The organism is Mucilaginibacter litoreus (assembly GCF_042676805.1).
Classification (GTDB): domain Bacteria; phylum Bacteroidota; class Bacteroidia; order Sphingobacteriales; family Sphingobacteriaceae; genus Mucilaginibacter; species Mucilaginibacter litoreus.
In genome coordinates this window covers 118,975-134,285 of sequence record NZ_JBHTHZ010000001.1, presented here as the reverse complement: position 1 = coordinate 134,285, position 15,311 = coordinate 118,975, and the positions used below count along the sequence as shown (strand labels likewise).

16 protein-coding genes are annotated in these 15,311 nt (G+C 43.4%); 11 read left to right on the top strand and 5 right to left on the bottom strand.

Translation table 11 applies throughout. The features are described 5' to 3' along the window. Nucleotides 1–4 precede the first annotated feature (4 nt). The gene (locus ACFQZX_RS00600; RefSeq protein ID WP_377110803.1) at nucleotides 5–484 is read left to right on the top strand and encodes a Dps family protein; all 480 of its coding nucleotides are present in this window, start codon (nucleotides 5–7) and stop codon (nucleotides 482–484) included. Between the two features lie 106 nt (nucleotides 485–590). On the opposite strand, the gene ACFQZX_RS00595 is transcribed toward ACFQZX_RS00600, so the two are convergent. Together ACFQZX_RS00595 and ACFQZX_RS00590 are read right to left on the bottom strand one after the other, a co-directional pair. Further along, nucleotides 591–2,069 carry an OmpP1/FadL family transporter gene (locus tag ACFQZX_RS00595; RefSeq protein WP_377110802.1) on the bottom strand — a complete coding sequence of 493 codons (1,479 nt, stop codon included), beginning with the start codon at nucleotides 2,067–2,069 and terminating at the stop codon, nucleotides 591–593. A gap of 22 nt (nucleotides 2,070–2,091) precedes the next feature. Then, on the bottom strand, nucleotides 2,092–2,928 hold the full coding sequence (locus tag ACFQZX_RS00590) for a hypothetical protein (protein ID WP_377110801.1): 837 nt from the start codon (nucleotides 2,926–2,928) through the stop codon (nucleotides 2,092–2,094). A gap of 104 nt (nucleotides 2,929–3,032) precedes the next feature. On the opposite strand from ACFQZX_RS00590, the gene proS reads away from it, so the two are divergent. From proS to ACFQZX_RS00570, 4 genes are all read left to right on the top strand, one after another. Then, entirely contained in the window at nucleotides 3,033–4,505 is a 1,473-nt protein-coding gene (proS, locus tag ACFQZX_RS00585) for a proline--tRNA ligase (RefSeq protein ID WP_377110800.1), read from the top strand. A 103-nt stretch (nucleotides 4,506–4,608) separates the two neighbouring features. Continuing rightward, the gene (locus ACFQZX_RS00580; RefSeq protein ID WP_377110799.1) at nucleotides 4,609–5,748 is read left to right on the top strand and encodes a cystathionine gamma-synthase; all 1,140 of its coding nucleotides are present in this window, start codon (nucleotides 4,609–4,611) and stop codon (nucleotides 5,746–5,748) included. A 78-nt stretch (nucleotides 5,749–5,826) separates the two neighbouring features. Further along, on the top strand, nucleotides 5,827–6,660 hold the full coding sequence (locus ACFQZX_RS00575; protein ID WP_377110798.1) for a TIGR02757 family protein: 834 nt from the start codon (nucleotides 5,827–5,829) through the stop codon (nucleotides 6,658–6,660). A gap of 117 nt (nucleotides 6,661–6,777) precedes the next feature. Continuing rightward, complete coding sequence (locus ACFQZX_RS00570) at nucleotides 6,778–7,143, top strand: hypothetical protein (protein ID WP_377110797.1); 366 nt, start codon at nucleotides 6,778–6,780, stop codon at nucleotides 7,141–7,143. Here ACFQZX_RS00570 and ACFQZX_RS00565 read toward each other — a convergent pair. After that, nucleotides 7,140–8,000 carry a GIY-YIG nuclease family protein gene (locus ACFQZX_RS00565; RefSeq protein ID WP_377110796.1) on the bottom strand — a complete coding sequence of 287 codons (861 nt, stop codon included), beginning with the start codon at nucleotides 7,998–8,000 and terminating at the stop codon, nucleotides 7,140–7,142. The genes ACFQZX_RS00570 and ACFQZX_RS00565 overlap by 4 nt on opposite strands. 12 nt (nucleotides 8,001–8,012) lie before the next feature. Next, nucleotides 8,013–9,071 carry a nucleoid-associated protein gene (locus ACFQZX_RS00560; RefSeq protein ID WP_377110795.1) on the bottom strand — a complete coding sequence of 353 codons (1,059 nt, stop codon included), beginning with the start codon at nucleotides 9,069–9,071 and terminating at the stop codon, nucleotides 8,013–8,015. Nucleotides 9,072–9,191: 120 nt separating this feature from the next. On the opposite strand from ACFQZX_RS00560, the gene mnmE reads away from it, so the two are divergent. From mnmE to ACFQZX_RS00545, 3 genes are all read left to right on the top strand, one after another. Then, nucleotides 9,192–10,556: a tRNA uridine-5-carboxymethylaminomethyl(34) synthesis GTPase MnmE gene (gene mnmE, locus ACFQZX_RS00555; protein ID WP_377110794.1), complete on the top strand. Its 1,365-nt coding sequence runs from the start codon at nucleotides 9,192–9,194 to the stop codon at nucleotides 10,554–10,556. Between the two features lie 345 nt (nucleotides 10,557–10,901). After that, on the top strand, nucleotides 10,902–11,459 hold the full coding sequence (locus ACFQZX_RS00550) for a helix-turn-helix domain-containing protein (protein ID WP_377110793.1): 558 nt from the start codon (nucleotides 10,902–10,904) through the stop codon (nucleotides 11,457–11,459). A gap of 26 nt (nucleotides 11,460–11,485) precedes the next feature. Further along, nucleotides 11,486–12,604, top strand: coding sequence for a tyrosine-type recombinase/integrase (locus ACFQZX_RS00545; RefSeq protein ID WP_377110792.1), 1,119 nt, complete (start codon nucleotides 11,486–11,488; stop codon nucleotides 12,602–12,604). Here the strand turns inward: ACFQZX_RS00545 and ACFQZX_RS00540 are convergent. Then, nucleotides 12,601–12,993 (bottom strand): helix-turn-helix domain-containing protein, encoded by a 393-nt coding sequence (locus ACFQZX_RS00540; protein WP_377110791.1) that lies wholly within the window; start codon nucleotides 12,991–12,993, stop codon nucleotides 12,601–12,603. The genes ACFQZX_RS00545 and ACFQZX_RS00540 overlap by 4 nt on opposite strands. Before the next feature lie 135 nt (nucleotides 12,994–13,128). On the opposite strand from ACFQZX_RS00540, the gene ACFQZX_RS00535 reads away from it, so the two are divergent. From ACFQZX_RS00535 to ACFQZX_RS00525, 3 genes are all read left to right on the top strand, one after another. Beyond that, nucleotides 13,129–13,461 (top strand): hypothetical protein, encoded by a 333-nt coding sequence (locus tag ACFQZX_RS00535; RefSeq protein ID WP_377110790.1) that lies wholly within the window; start codon nucleotides 13,129–13,131, stop codon nucleotides 13,459–13,461. A 183-nt stretch (nucleotides 13,462–13,644) separates the two neighbouring features. Further along, nucleotides 13,645–14,082 carry a plasmid mobilization protein gene (locus tag ACFQZX_RS00530; protein ID WP_377110789.1) on the top strand — a complete coding sequence of 146 codons (438 nt, stop codon included), beginning with the start codon at nucleotides 13,645–13,647 and terminating at the stop codon, nucleotides 14,080–14,082. Then, nucleotides 14,037–15,311: a relaxase/mobilization nuclease domain-containing protein gene (locus tag ACFQZX_RS00525; protein WP_377110788.1), complete on the top strand. Its 1,275-nt coding sequence runs from the start codon at nucleotides 14,037–14,039 to the stop codon at nucleotides 15,309–15,311. Before ACFQZX_RS00530 ends, ACFQZX_RS00525 begins: the two co-directional genes overlap by 46 nt.

Sequence of the window (15,311 nt, the reverse complement as noted above, 5' to 3'; positions counted from 1 at the left end):
CAAAATGGAAGCTGAAAAAATAAGTTTAGAAGAGGTTAAAGTGAAACCGGTAGTTGATCATCTTAATGATCTGCTGGCCAATTATCACATACATTACCAAAAATTACGTGGATGCCACTGGAATGTAAAGGGCAAAAGCTTTTTTACGCTTCACGTTAAATTTGAAGAATTATATACCGAAGCACTCACAACCATTGATGAACTTGCCGAACGTATACTTACACTTGGTAAACCCCCTTATAGTACTTTTCAGGATTATATATCAACATCAAAACTAAAGGAAGTGAATACCATCGGAATGAAAGATACCGATATGGTTAAAGCTTTGATTGAGGATATGGCTGCCCTGATTGAGATGGAGCGTGAGATCTTAGATATTACCGCAGAGGCCGGTGATGATGGTACCAATGATATGGTTAACCGCTTTATGCAGTTTAAAGAAAAGAATACCTGGATGCTGCGCTCATTTGTAAATGAGGACTAAGGTTAGTGAGTAGTCAATAGAGCGTAGTTAATTAAAATAGTACTTTAAAACTAAAAGGGGATGAGTTAACTCATCCCCTTTTAGTTTTGCTAACTTCAACTGCAAATTAGAATCTGTATCCTAAAGTAAGATAAGCATTATTATTGCTGTTTCTTAATGCAGCAGAAGGGCTTGCAGTTCCTAAGTCGTAAGGGAATACATTTAAATTATTGGTTGAATGGGTATAGGTAGCGTCAACATAATAACTGCCAAAGCGTAAGCCTACACCACCGCTAACGGTTTTTATGTCATTATCGTTATCCTTCATTGGGTTACCCATTATGCCATAACCACCTCTCAACGAGAAAAAATTTGTAGCCTTTATTTCCGCACCTATGTGTGCGTTAACGGTTGAACGATATAATGATTTAATATCCGGATTGTCGATATAATCGGCATTATAATCCTGGTTACTGCTTAGATGTGCTGTGCTGTAATCAATGTACTCAACATCGCCGGTAATAAAGCCTATGTTTTTAATAAATACAGCTGCACCACCTGCAAGTTTCCATGGGGTACGCATGTTATAATTGAGGTTGTAATCGCCTGAATTGTCACGGGCGGTACTACCACTGTTTATTCTTGAAGAAATCCCTTCATTATAGGTATCGTCAATATTATAAAATGTTGGTGAGCTAACGGTTACACCCAAACGTAATGCTTCAACCGGTTTATAGATAGCACCTAAACGGGCTCCAAAACCTGTACCACGGGTAATTTGATTTTGAGAATATGCCGAACTGAAATCAACCGGATCAGCACCATCAGCAGTTGAAAGGCTGCCATCTTCATAAAATGTGCTGTAAGAGTTATAACGTAAGTCGGTGAAGCTTAATGCTAAACCCAGGTAAAATTTGTTGCTGTAGTTGGCGCCCAAGGAAAAGTCGACAGATGATAGCCCGCCCGAACGCTCAATAACAGACTCCTGATTCACACCGGGAAACGCGTTGCTTGCAAAAACAGTTGATGGTGGGGTGGTGCCCGCATCATACTGGTCTATAAGATGCTGCTGATAGGCCATATCGCCAAGCGAGCCTTGTTGTAAGCCAAATTGGTTAGCCTGGTCGGCAAAGTAATCATTAACAGAGTTGGAGTTATTTACACCCTTATAATTTATATTACTATAGAAGTTGTTAGTACGTGCAAAGGCAACACCGTAGTTAACGCTTAGCCAGCCTTTAGTTTTATCGGCCCCGCGTGCTTTAGCAAGCTGGTTGTATATTACCAGGGCGGCATGGTTAAGGTTACCGGAGTTTTTGGTGTCGGTGGTAGCCTGGCCAAAGTAGGTCGCCTTTGTTTTGGCGCCATCAAATTCAGGAGTAATACTTACTTCAGAACGGGTAAAAAAGCCTAAACCAGCTGGGTTACCGGTAATATTGCTCAGATCTCCGCCAAGTGCAGTACCTGCATTACCAACAGCCTTAATGCGCGAGGTGGAACCAAAACTTCCGGTAGAAAAACGTATCGCATCCTGCGAGTACTGAGCAAAGCTATTTTTAGTAAATGCTACTATAGCAATTACACTTAGTATATATTTAATTTTCATTTGTTGTAGATAGATTTTAGGATTAATGCCTTACTGGTCTGCCGCCGCCACCGCCGCCTACAGAACCACCGCCGCCACCGCCACCGCCATAGCTGCTTGGTTGTGGTGAACTGCGCTGTACATCCGGGCGGTAAACCGGCCTTTCGCTACGCACTCCCCTTGTTGCACGCGGGTCGCCGTATGAAGGGCGGCCTGTTGATGTGTTGCCATTCACATTACGTCCGCGGTTAGGAATATAGCCTATGCCGCTGTTGCCGGCATTGCCATAAGCAGACCGTGCACGGTTACCATAAGTACTGCCATTAGTGCCGTTGCCCCTGTATGGCCTTGCAGTGCCACGGTTGTAGGCTGAATATATGCCCCAGTAACCGCCACCCCAGCCGGTACCCCAGTAAGAGTACGGAGAGTAGTAACCATAACCCCAAGGCGAATAAGCCCAGGGTGAACCCCAGCCATAACCCCAAGGCGAGCCCCAGCCATAACTTAAACCAACATTCCATCCAAGGCCGCCATAACCGCCATAACCAAGTCCTACGCCTAAATTCCAGCCACTGCCATAGTATGGATAACCATAGCCCCAATAGCCGGTATCATAATAGCTGAAAGGAGAGTAATAGCTGAAACGGTTTATACGGGATGCATAATCGTCGTAATAGAAGTAATCGTCTTCGTCATCATACTGATCATCTGTATTTGCTTCCTGATTGTATGCAACATACTCAGGAGCCTCTGTCGCAGTGGCTTTTGTGTAGTACATATCATCACTATTACGGGAGGTAGATGCGGTTTTATTAACGGAGCAGGAACTCAGCGCTGCGGCGCCGAAAAATATTATTCCGAGAACAAGGTTCCTTTTCATTTTTTTGTATAGTATAAAGTGAGTTCAAATAAACGTATAAATTTATAAATTTGGCACCTGCTAAATGTTAAAAATTAGGGCAAATACTATTCCAAATATCAATTATGAGCAAAGGTGTCATCAGTAAAGACGAAGATTATTCGCAATGGTTTAATGACTTAATAATAAAATCTGACATGGCCGAGTATTCGCCCGTGAGAGGATGTATGATTATTAAGCCATATGGCTATTCTATATGGGAAAAAATACAGGCAACGCTCGATAAAATGTTTAAGGATACAGGCCATGTGAATGCCTATTTTCCTTTACTGATACCGAAATCTTTCTTCTCAAAAGAAGCCAGCCACGTAGAGGGCTTCGCTAAGGAATGTGCTGTTGTTACACATTACCGCCTAAAAAACGATGGGGACGGTAATATTATTGTAGACGATGAGGCAAAATTAGAGGAAGAGCTAATTATACGCCCTACCTCAGAAACTATTATATGGAACACTTACCGCGGCTGGATACAAAGCTACCGTGATCTGCCTATCCTGGTTAACCAATGGGCTAACGTGATGCGCTGGGAAATGCGAACACGCCTTTTTTTGCGCACCAGCGAATTCCTGTGGCAGGAAGGGCATACCGCGCATGCTACTGCTGAAGAAGCCATAGCAGAAACCGAACAGATGCTGGAAGTTTACGCAGATTTTGCTGAAAATTTTATGGCCTTACCAGTAGTACGCGGCAGAAAAACGCCTAACGAGCGTTTTGCCGGCGCGCTGGATACTTATTGCATAGAAGCTTTGATGCAGGATGGTAAAGCCTTACAGGCAGGTACATCGCACTTTTTAGGGCAAAACTTTGCCAAGGCTTTTGATGTGAAATTCACCACCAAAGAAAACGTGCAGGATTATGTCTGGGCAACTTCATGGGGGGTGTCCACCCGCTTGATAGGCGCGCTGATCATGTCGCATTCTGATGATGCTGGTTTGGTATTACCCCCAAAACTGGCCCCTATACAGGTTGTAGTTGTTCCGATTTATAAACATGACGAAGAATTAGCCAATATCACTGGTTTTGTAAACACCCTGAAGAAAGAGCTGCAAGCTAAAGGTATATCCATTAAGTTTGATAACCGCGATACGCACAGGCCGGGAGCTAAATTTGCTGAATATGAGCTGAAAGGCGTGCCTTTGCGTGTTGCCATTGGCAGCCGCGATATGCAAAACGGCACAGTTGAACTGGCCCGACGTGATACTAAATCAAAAGAAACGGTTGCACAGGAAGGTTTAGCCAGTAGAATTGAAGCTTTGTTAGAAGAGATCCAGGCAAATATTTATAACAAAGCAGCCGAATTTCGTGAAGCAAATACAACCGAAGTAAACGATTACGAAGAGTTTAAACGCTTGTTGGATGAAAAGCCGGGTTTCCTGTCGGCCCACTGGGATGGCACTGCCGAAACAGAGCAAAAAATAAAAGACGAAACCAAGGCGACAATACGTTGTATACCTTTAAATAACAAACAGGAAAAAGGCAAATGTATCCTAACAGGTAAACCATCTAATCAGAGGGTATTATTTGCAAGGGCATATTGATAGTGTAGTTCATAGTTGATGGTCGATAGTCCATAGCTATGGAGGTGATTATTTTTTCAATGGTCCATTGACTATCGACTATGGACTGTGCTAAAGCGCAAATATGAAATTCGCAACTAAAGCAATACACGCAGGGCAGGAGCCCGACCCAACTACAGGCGCCATTATGACGCCGATATATCAAACATCTACTTACTGGCAAAAATCGCCGGGCGATAACAAGGGGTATGAGTATTCACGTGGAACTAACCCTACACGTAAAGCGCTTGAGGATTGTTTGGCAGCCCTGGAAAATGCTAAGTACGGTTTGGCTTTCTCGAGCGGTATGGGTGCTACTGACGCTGTAATGAAACTGCTTAAACCTGGTGATGAGGTGATTACAGGTAATGACCTGTATGGCGGCTCGTACCGTATCTTTACCAAGATATACGCTAACTATGGCATCAAGTTTCATTTTCTTGATTTGAGCAACCCGGAAATCATCAAAGAATATATCAATGACAATACCCGCCTGGTTTGGATAGAAACTCCAACTAACCCAACGATGCAGGTAGTAGATATTGAGGCAGTAGGGAAAATTGCAAAAGGCAGCAATTTGTTGTTTGTTGTTGATAATACTTTTGCATCTCCGTACCTTCAGAACCCTATAGATTTTGGCGCCGACATTGTAATGCACTCTGTAACCAAATACATTGGCGGACACAGCGATGTAGTGATGGGCGCTCTGATGCTGAACGATGAGGAATTGTATAAACAGCTGTGGTTTATTTACAATGCCTGTGGTGCAACGCCCGGGCCAATGGACAGCTTTTTGGTGCTGCGTGGAATAAAAACCCTGCATCTGCGCATGAAAGCGCATTGCGAAAATGGCCGCCAGGTAGCGGAATTTTTAAAGGATCATCCGAGAGTTGAAAAAATTTACTGGCCCGGCTTCCCTGATTCGCCTAATCACGAAGTAGCAAAAAAACAAATGCGTGATTTTGGTGGTATGATATCAATTGTTTTAAAAGACGCTGACCTGCAGGAAACCTATCGGATAGCCTCGTCCTTTAAAGTTTTTTCATTGGCAGAGTCGCTTGGCGGTGTGGAATCGCTAATCAATCACCCGGTAAGCATGACGCATGGCTCTATACCGAAAGAAGCCCGTGAAAAAGCCGGTGTGGTGGATAACTTGCTGCGTTTGAGCGTAGGAGTGGAGGATATTGAAGATTTATTGGACGATTTAAAACAAGCACTGGCGTAGTAGTATTGAGTAGTTAGTATCAAGTATTAAGATAGCATTTAATTGCTTGGTGCTAACTATCTGATACTTGATACTAAAATGAATTTCAACCTCAAATCCTTTTTGGACGAAAAAGTAGCGCAATATAACCGGCCTGAGTTTATTGCGAACGACCCGATCAGCATACCGCACTTGTTCAGTAAAAAGCAGGATATTGAGATCATGGGTTTTTGGGCGGCTACTTTAGCCTGGGGGCAACGGGTTACCATCATTAAAAAATGTAAAGAACTGATTGCATTGATGGACGGAGCGCCTTATGATTTCATCATCAATCACCAGGAGCCTGATCTTAGAAAGCTGCTTACATTTAAGCATCGCACGTTTAACGATATAGATACGCTGTACTTTATATCTTTTTTTAGGCAGCATTATCATAAGTTTGACAGCCTGGAGGATGCATTTATACCCGCTAACCACCTTAAGTGGAATCTGGATCCAGAGAAGCAAGACGATCAGGGTTCAGTGGTGGTTGAAGACGCCCTTAACCATTTCCGTTGCTATTTTTTTTCTCTGCCCGATTATCCGCACCGTACTAAGAAACATGTATCATCGCCATCGCAAAAATCTACCTGTAAACGTTTAAATATGTTTTTACGCTGGATGGTACGCAAGGATGATAACGGCGTTGATTTTGGCATTTGGAACAAGCTAAAACCAGCCGACCTGATTTGCCCCTGCGATCTGCATGTAGATCGTGTAGCCCGTAAGCTTAAACTCATTACCCGCAAGCAAACCGACTGGCAAACTGCCCTTGAACTTACCCAAAACCTGCGTGAGCTTAGCCCGCTTGATCCGATTAAATATGATTTTGCACTGTTTGGCCTTGGTATTGAAGAACGCTGGGGGATAGAAGGAATACTGCCTGAGTTATAATGGAGCTCATCTAAGCAATTGTCAACTGAACTTGTTTAGTCTCCCAAAGCAACAGTTTGTAAATTTGTAAGAGAGATATCGAAATAAATTCGGTATGGCTGTGTATCTTAGTAAAACATGTCATCAGAAGAATACCAACTGTCTGCATTCACCAATTGTAAAAGCGAGCACACACTTGCCTTGTTTAACCATTTTATAAACAGTTTTGAAACCATTGGTCACATAGAAGTTGTACCGCTTAAAACCATGATAGCTATTGATAACGGCCATAAGCGTATTGCATATATTACTCAGTTAGGCAAAAGCTTTATTCATGCAATCTTTCCGTTTAAACAGTCGTACTACGATAATTTATGTTTTCAAAAAATACCGCAGGTGCCGGGGCAGCAACAGTTCAATCATCATTTCAGGATGCTGAATTTGGAAGATATCAATGATGAGGTGTTTACATTTATGAAGTTGGCGTATAACGAAGAATGCTAAAGCTGTGACTCAAATTTTTTTAAAGTGATTCCTTCTAACGTAGACCATTCGCCTGGTCCTGTTGCTGATCTACCTAAAATCATAGAAGCCGCTCGTGAAGAGGAGTTGAAAGTGTAGGGCTTTGTCAAGATCAGCGTATCTCCATTGTCTATCAAAATACCATCTATTAACATTTTAGCTTTTTCGTTTCTTATACTTTCTGATAATGAAGGTTGGCCATCCTTAATAAAAACACTGTTTTCAAAAACGGTGAATCCTTCAGTAGATGGACTGCCATAGGCTAACGCTCCAGCGTTATTTTTACACAGGAAGCTGGTTTCAGTGCTTTTAGTTGTTTCGAGTGTGTCTTGTATATTTTCGAATATGTTGTGACCCAAAGTTGATGTTAGAAGTTTGATATTAGCTAAAAATTCTTCCAATTCAGCTTGTTCTGCCTCTGATACTCCTGATAGGGTAGGTATATTATTGTTGAAAATGTAAAACCGGTTGGCAGTGTTGCCTAAACTATGCATTTTGTTTTCAAGGTATTTAATGCTCGCTTTATTTAAGTATTTATCCTTACTCACAAAAATTATAACCTCGTTCCAGAAATCTTTTTTTACAAGATGTTCTTTGATTCTATCAATTACTGGTTCACCCTCACCAATGTAAGCTGCATTCTCATTTTTTTCATTTTTGCCAAAAAGAATATAAACTCCAGGATTCTTAAATTCGTCTCTTAAGGCATACTCTTTAACTTTAATTCTTGGAATCTTAAAAGCTTTTCCCGTCCAGTTTGATAATTCTGCAGATATTAAGCCATTAACAGTGCCTTCGATTAAAAACAGTCGAATTGTTTTACCAAATGATTTTGACATAACTATGAGTATCTAAGCTTCTTCTTTAAAATATACCTTATAAAAATTCATTGCTTTACCATCATCAAAACCTTTTTCTATCAGGTCTTTATTACCATGTATATAAATGTGAAAATTTTTATCAAGCTTTAAAACACTCTTGTACACCCGGGCCTGCTTTTTAACGGCGTTGTCTGATATTTCAAAAGTATCGGCAATTTTTGTATCAAACTCATCCTCATACTGCTCTTTAAAGTTTTTAAATGAAGTGATAGCTTCCGGGTTACTGATCACTTCTTCGGCAAACTCATCCATATCAAAGGTTTCTTTCTCTTTGAAGTACTTCATCGAGCGGTTAAGCAGGTCGATCTTATCCGCCTTGGTCATTTCAAATTCTTCGTCCAGCTTATTAGTAATAAAGTTTTTATAAACGCCCAGCGCGTTACTGGTTTGGTTAAAGCTGTCGTTCCTGATCTTGAGCTGCAGAAAATCATCCTTCCAGTATACGGCAGCATCCTGCCCGCCGGTAGCTTTATCAACAACAACTACTTTGTAGCCATTTTCCTTTTCGACATTAAATATCAATACACCTTTGTCCAGTTTGTTAATATTGATAGCCTCTTGCTCGTAATCTACCGCAAAGCCGCCTTCGTTTGGATAAACCTTTAGATAGGTTTCCTTATTTTCTGATTTGAATATGCCTATGGCATCAAGCAGTTCACCCTCTATCTGTACCTGGTTAAAATAAACTGTATAAAGCTCACCGCCTTTAATGTTAGGGTGGGTGCTTACACTGTAAAGATGCTTAGCGATCTGTTCCGATACTTCATGAAACTTGCTATTGTCCTCAAAAACGTCAGTAACAAAATGGTGAATCTCGTTTAAGGCTAAATCGTCGCTGCTATGCATCAGGTGATAAACCTCGTTAGCTTTTTCAAAGGGTTTCAGGAAATATTGCATCAAAAGAGAAGGAATAACATCGTCTTTAAGTTGCAAAGGTGCTTCAGACAAGGCATACATTTCCCCCTGCGACTGATTGCCCACATGATGAACAGAAATTTTATTAAGCGAAGCTTCAAAAAAAGTGACCATAGTTGTACGAAGGTAAAACTTTTAGTTCATGGTTGATGGTTCATCGTAAAATGCGACTTTTGCAATAAGTACAGAATTCTGTTTGACTAAACAAATTTTGGAAATTCTGATTCAGACTCAATGATACAAACAGAAGATACTATAGTGGCATTGGCCACACCATCAGGCGCTGGAGCAATTGGCGTTATTCGCCTCTCGGGCCCTGACGCAATAATTATTGCGAACAGCGTTTTCAAAGGAAAAGATCTTACAAAACAACCAACTCATACGCTGCATTACGGTAGCATTATGGATGGCGAGCTGATACTGGATGAGGTGGTCGTCTCGTTGTTCATAGGTCCGAAATCTTATACCCGCGAGAATGTTGTGGAGATTTCCTGCCACGGGTCTAATTACATCATCGAGTCGATTATCAAATTGCTCATAAAAAGGGGAGGGCGTGCCGCTAAAGCCGGCGAGTTTACATTAAGAGCATTCTTAAATGGCCAGTTAGACCTGTCGCAAGCCGAGGCTGTTGCCGATCTGATAGCCTCAAATTCAAAAGCATCACAGCAGGTAGCATTGCAACAATTACGTGGCGGCTTCAGTAATCAGCTGTCGCAACTGCGCGAACAACTTGTACAGTTTGCCTCACTGATAGAATTGGAGCTTGATTTTGCCGAAGAAGACGTTGAATTTGCCAATCGTGACCAGCTAAAGCAGCTTATTCATACTATTACGCGTATAATCAGCAGCCTTATACAATCGTTTGAATTGGGCAATGCTATTAAAAACGGTGTTAATACGGTTATAGCCGGCCGGCCTAATGCCGGAAAATCTACTTTGCTTAATGCTTTACTTAACGAAGAACGGGCAATAGTAAGCCATATCCCAGGAACAACACGCGATACTATAGAAGAAGTACTAAATATACAAGGTATAAACTTCAGGCTGATAGACACTGCCGGTATACGCGAGGCTACTGATACCATTGAACAGATAGGCGTGCAGCGTACAATGGAAAAGATCAGCCAGTCGGCCTTGCTGTTATACGTCTTTGATGCTGCAGAAATAACTATTGAAGAACTGAATGCCGACTTACAGCGCCTGCAAACACCGGGTATTACTATGCTTGTTATTGCCAATAAAGCAGATTTGTTAAATGAAGCACAACTTTTGGCACTGCCGCATACCGAAAAGGCTATAATTATCTCGGCCAAAGAAAAGCAGCATATAGACAAGCTTAAAATGATGATATATCACGCTGCTGTAAAAGATCAATTAAGCGGAAACGAGACTCTTGTCACAAACATACGCCATCTTGAAGCCTTGCAGAAAACCGAAGAAGCGTTAATGCGTGTGCTTAACGGCATTGATGATACGACCTCTGACTTCCTGTCAATGGACATCAAACAAGCGTTACATTACCTCGGTGAAATAACCGGAGCTGTTACAACAGATGATTTACTGGAAAACATTTTTAATAAGTTCTGTATCGGCAAGTAGGCCGTCAAAATTAAACAAACTCAAATCCTTTTTAATCAAAATAAACCGCTTAACTACAGTTAGTATGCGGTTTTTTGTTTGTGCCGGTTTCTCTGGAATTGCATCGATTTTGATGTTCCTTGTTCCTCAAGTTGCTCCCCAAGCATGTATTTGTTCCTCGCGTCAAAGTCGAGGAGAAATAACTGGACAAAATTAAACACTTTTTAACACTATTATACAAAATCACCTTACGTGCGGGAAAACGTGTATTTGAAAAAAGACCGCATTTAGTCAACTTTTTGTCTGCTAAAACATCTGTGGTGAAAGAACCGGTAATCTCTCCAGCAAAGGTGAAATCAATTAAAAATGAGTTCAAATATTCAAGTCAAAAGAATCTGCCAGCATTGCGGAAAAGAATTTCTGGCTAAAACGACCGTCACCAAATACTGCGGCCTCGACTGCTCCCGAAAAGCCTACAAAGCGGGGCTTCGTAATCAGAAAATACAACAAAGTGACCAGCAGGTTAAGATCGTAAAAGAAGGCCCGTTGAAAGCAGTCAGTGCGCGGGAGTTTTTGACTGTGAAAGATGCGGCGCTTTTATTACACAGCTGCAAGCAGACCATCTACAATCTTATTGCGGCCGGTCAAATTAAGGCTGTGAATATCAAGATCAAAAAGACACTCATCCCGCGGTCAGAGATCGATAAGCTTTTTGCATTGCCTGAAAACCGACCTATTTCGATTGATACAGAAAAGCCATTCAAGATCGAAGACCATTATCACATGGCAGAGATCCAAAGCAAATTTAATATCTCAGAAGGTGCTTTATATCATCTTATCAAGCGTAATAGCATTAGAAAGGTACAGGACGGCTGGTACGTGTATGTCCCCAAGGTTATTATAGACCAGTTGTTAAATCCTTAATCCCGTAAATCTTAAAATCGTAAATTATGCCAAAAGTAACTTTAAGAATCAAGCAAATTACCGGTGGCCGGTCATCTTATTACCTGGATCATTATCCGCCGCTGATCAACCCGCGTACCGGAAAAGCACAGCGAAGGGAATATCTTAAACTCTATATTTTTGATAATCCGAAAACGGATGCTGATCGTCTCCATAATCGCGAAACCAAAAAACTGGTAGAGCATATCCGGGCAACCCGTCAGATCGATGTGCAGAATGAAGAATACGGTTTCCTGACCGATGAGCAGAAGAATGGAAGTTTTATAGAATTCTACCGCGAGTCGGCGATCAAGAAAAACGGCTCCAATTTCGATAACTGGTATATGTCTTTACGTTACCTCATTAGTTTTGCCTCGCATAACCTGAGGTATTCGGATCTGACCGAATGGTTCTGTGAAGACTACAAGGAATATTTATTGAGCGGACCCTCTATCAACCAGCGTGGCAAAAAGATCATCCACAATACGGCGATGGCCTATTTTGCCAAGTTTCGTAGCGTGCTGAAAAAAGCCTATCGGCGTAAATTGATCAAGACAGATCTTTACGAACTGGTGCTACCGATCAAAGAAGAAGAAACCAACCGGGAATTCCTGACCATTGAAGAGTTCCAGAAACTGGCGGAGACCGAAGCGCCATCGGATTTGTTCAAAAGAGCCGCCTTATTTTCCGGGTTGACGGGCCTGCGTTTTTCGGACGTCAGTGCGCTGCTTTGGAGCCAGGCAAGAGGCACAGCCGATAACTATTATCTGCAGTTTAAACAGGAGAAGACCAATAATGCCGAGGTGCTGCCGATATCCGATCAGGCTTATGAATTACTGGGAAAAAGGCAAAACCCACAGGAAAAAGTGTTTGACGGGCTAACCTATTCACAGGTGCGCTGGTATCTGGCCAAATGGTTGGTGAAAGCGGGCATCGACAAGAACATCACTTTTCACAGTTTCCGGCACACCTATGCTACGTTACAATTGGAAGCGGGTACGGATATCTACACGGTGTCCAAAATGCTCGGGCACCGTCATGTTAAAACAACCCAGCGCTATGCGAAAGTGGTGGATAAATCCAAGAAAGCAGCCACCAAGCGGATCACACTCCGGTTAAAGAACTAGCGACGATAGGCCCGCCTGGTATTGACCGGCATCAGGCTGTTTTTGTTCAGATAGTTTCTAGCCGCTCTGCGTGTGTCCTCGTTTGTATTTTTACGAGCGCTTTTGATCCATTCCGTGAGTTCGGCTTTGTCAAAATACAAACGTCGGCCGGTCTTGTAAGCGGGTAATTCCCCGCGGCATACTTTGCTGTAAATGGTGGATTTGGTTAGCCGCAGAAAAGCTGCGGCGTCAGTGATGTTTAAGATCTCATTTTCGGGCTGGACGGGTTGTCTTTCGCGGTTTAACAGATCCTCAATGCGGGCGACCCGTTCGAGCAGCTGGCTGATGGCCTCAGGCAGGTTGTCAAAGGTTAGTGGTTTTTTTACTGCATTTTGATCCGGATCGCTCATGCTACAATAATGGGCGTTTAGAAAATGACCGTTAGGCTACTTGCCTAAAATTCGATGTCTTAGTGAAAAACTTTAGGCAAGTTGCCTATTTGCAAAAGAGGATATCCGGTGCTTTGCTGACCTAATCTATATGCTATGCAAGTCAACGTTCTCAGTTTTTACGATGCGATCGCCGCAGCCCATGAACCCAGGGAGTACACCTATATGCGCGATGAGATTCCTTTCGGTATTTACCCGGTTACCCTTGATTTTATGATCTGGTCAAAAAAGCAGGCCGGTATCAATTGTTATTGCACGATCACGGAAAACGGTCTGAAAATAGTGCTGCCGGTTTACCGGAACGAAGCGGAAGATTATATGGCCGGTAAGCTGGATCTGCGCTTTGTTCCCTTCGGTTCCCAATTGCGGGTGACCGTAGAACCTCGCGGTCAGCGCGGCGTGATCTTAAAGGAAGCAATATTAATTTAATCCTTATTGCAGGCTGGCTGGTTACTGATCGTTTGTAATGATCGGGCAGGATTGTGCCGCCTGTTTTTTTGGCGGAGTGAAATGTACGTTTGTGATACAAACGAATTTCACCCTGCGCTCCTGAGTCGCTGAGGGATGGACAAAAGCCTCCGAAGTCGGCTTTTGTAAAACACTGATGTACAGATGGAAAATCCAGTTAAACCGCCAGATAAGGTGAGGCGTACTGAATGGCTGCATATCCGGTTGACCCCGGACGAAATGAAGCAGATCAATGCAGATCAGCAGCGAACCAGCAGCCGGGAGCTCAGCACTTTTGCTCGTAAACGGCTGCTGGAAGCGCCGTTGACGTATTTCAACCGGAACGCCAGTCTGGATGAGGGCCTGCTAGAGCTTGTCAGGTTGCGGAAGGAACTGAACGCGGTCGGTAATAACTTGAATCAGCTGACAAAGAAGCTGAATAGTTTTACCGCGACGCCGGGCCTGATGGCGGTGCGTGAGGCTTTGCAGCTGATCAGGGAAGAGCTGGATGGAAAAATGGAGGAGATCAGAGATCGCATGAATGAGTTGGGGGTAAAATGGTTGCAAGGATCAACAGTGGAAAAAGTATTAAAGGGGCACTGAACTATAACGAGCAGAAAGTAGTTCAGGGTAAAGCTCAGTTCCTGATGGCAGAGAACTATCCGGTTGCACAGGAAAGTCTTACTTATGAGCAGAAACTACAGGTATTGAAGCAGCAGGCCGCGCTGAATGAGCGTGTGGTGACGAACTGCGTTCATATCTCGCTCAACTTTGAGACCAACGAAAAGATCCTGCCCGCCGTATTGAACAGTATCGTTTTGGACTATGTGACGCAGATCGGCTTTGCTGAGCAGCCTTTCCTGGTCTACCGGCACCTGGATGCGGCCCATCCGCATGTGCACATCGTCGCTACGAATATTCAGTCAGATGGTAAGCGAATTAGTTTGCATAACCTGGGACGCGAAAGATCTGAGCCTGCCCGCGAACAGATCGAACTCCGGTATGGTTTGATACGCGCACGGGGCAGGGGGAATGACCAGCAGGAACAGCAGGAGCTGGCAGCACTTCAGCCCGGTGCCGTAACCAGGACGAGCTATGGCAAAGAAGAAACCAAAAGAGCGATCACGCAGATCGTTACGCTGGCTTTGCAGAAATATAATGTAACGAGCCTGCCCGAGCTCAATGCGGTATTGAATCAGTTTGGTGTCACGGCCGACCGGGGGCACGAGGAATCCAATACTTACCGGAACGGCGGCTTATTGTATTGCATGATCGATGAGCAGGGGAAGCCGGTTGGCGTGCCGATCAAGGCCAGCAAACTCTATGATATGCCCACGCTCAAAAGGCTGGAAAAGAAGTTTGAACGAAATAAAGGCTACCGGAAGCCGCTTAAAGCCAGGCTCAGCGCTCAGATCGACCGGGTGTTCAGGCGCTATACTCAGATCACTAAACAAACATTGATCAGCGAGCTGAAAAAGCAAAACATACACCTGGTATTCCGGGAGAATAAGGACGGGCTGATCTATGGGCTGACCTATGTGGATCACCTGAACCGGAGTGTATTTAACGGCTCTGATCTGGGTAAGGAATACAGTGCGAAGGCGGTATTGGAAAGGCTGGCCGGGAAAGACCGGAAGATCGAATCAGGTCGCGAATGGAATCAAAGGGAAGGGTTTACGCTGAAGGCAGGTACGCAACATTTCCTGAAAGTGCCGGTACCCGGTCAGATCGTTCATGCCTTACTGGATCAGCAGGAGCCCGATATCGCGCCAACGGTATCCCGTAAACGACGAAAGAAAAAGGGGGAACAGGAACAATCGATAAACTTATAG

Bases quoted from the DNA above. Each gene is read 5' to 3' on its own strand.
- ACFQZX_RS00600 (WP_377110803.1), top strand. From the start codon at position 5: ATGGAAGCTGAAAAAATAAGTTTAGAAGAGGTTAAAGTGAAACCGGTA.
- ACFQZX_RS00595 (WP_377110802.1), bottom strand. From the start codon at position 2,069: ATGAAAATTAAATATATACTAAGTGTAATTGCTATAGTAGCATTTACT.
- ACFQZX_RS00590 (WP_377110801.1), bottom strand. From the start codon at position 2,928: ATGAAAAGGAACCTTGTTCTCGGAATAATATTTTTCGGCGCCGCAGCG.
- proS (WP_377110800.1), top strand. From the start codon at position 3,033: ATGAGCAAAGGTGTCATCAGTAAAGACGAAGATTATTCGCAATGGTTT.
- ACFQZX_RS00580 (WP_377110799.1), top strand. From the start codon at position 4,609: ATGAAATTCGCAACTAAAGCAATACACGCAGGGCAGGAGCCCGACCCA.
- ACFQZX_RS00575 (WP_377110798.1), top strand. From the start codon at position 5,827: ATGAATTTCAACCTCAAATCCTTTTTGGACGAAAAAGTAGCGCAATAT.
- ACFQZX_RS00570 (WP_377110797.1), top strand. From the start codon at position 6,778: ATGTCATCAGAAGAATACCAACTGTCTGCATTCACCAATTGTAAAAGC.
- ACFQZX_RS00565 (WP_377110796.1), bottom strand. From the start codon at position 8,000: ATGTCAAAATCATTTGGTAAAACAATTCGACTGTTTTTAATCGAAGGC.
- ACFQZX_RS00560 (WP_377110795.1), bottom strand. From the start codon at position 9,071: ATGGTCACTTTTTTTGAAGCTTCGCTTAATAAAATTTCTGTTCATCAT.
- mnmE (WP_377110794.1), top strand. From the start codon at position 9,192: ATGATACAAACAGAAGATACTATAGTGGCATTGGCCACACCATCAGGC.
- ACFQZX_RS00550 (WP_377110793.1), top strand. From the start codon at position 10,902: ATGAGTTCAAATATTCAAGTCAAAAGAATCTGCCAGCATTGCGGAAAA.
- ACFQZX_RS00545 (WP_377110792.1), top strand. From the start codon at position 11,486: ATGCCAAAAGTAACTTTAAGAATCAAGCAAATTACCGGTGGCCGGTCA.
- ACFQZX_RS00540 (WP_377110791.1), bottom strand. From the start codon at position 12,993: ATGAGCGATCCGGATCAAAATGCAGTAAAAAAACCACTAACCTTTGAC.
- ACFQZX_RS00535 (WP_377110790.1), top strand. From the start codon at position 13,129: ATGCAAGTCAACGTTCTCAGTTTTTACGATGCGATCGCCGCAGCCCAT.
- ACFQZX_RS00530 (WP_377110789.1), top strand. From the start codon at position 13,645: ATGGAAAATCCAGTTAAACCGCCAGATAAGGTGAGGCGTACTGAATGG.
- ACFQZX_RS00525 (WP_377110788.1), top strand. From the start codon at position 14,037: ATGGTTGCAAGGATCAACAGTGGAAAAAGTATTAAAGGGGCACTGAAC.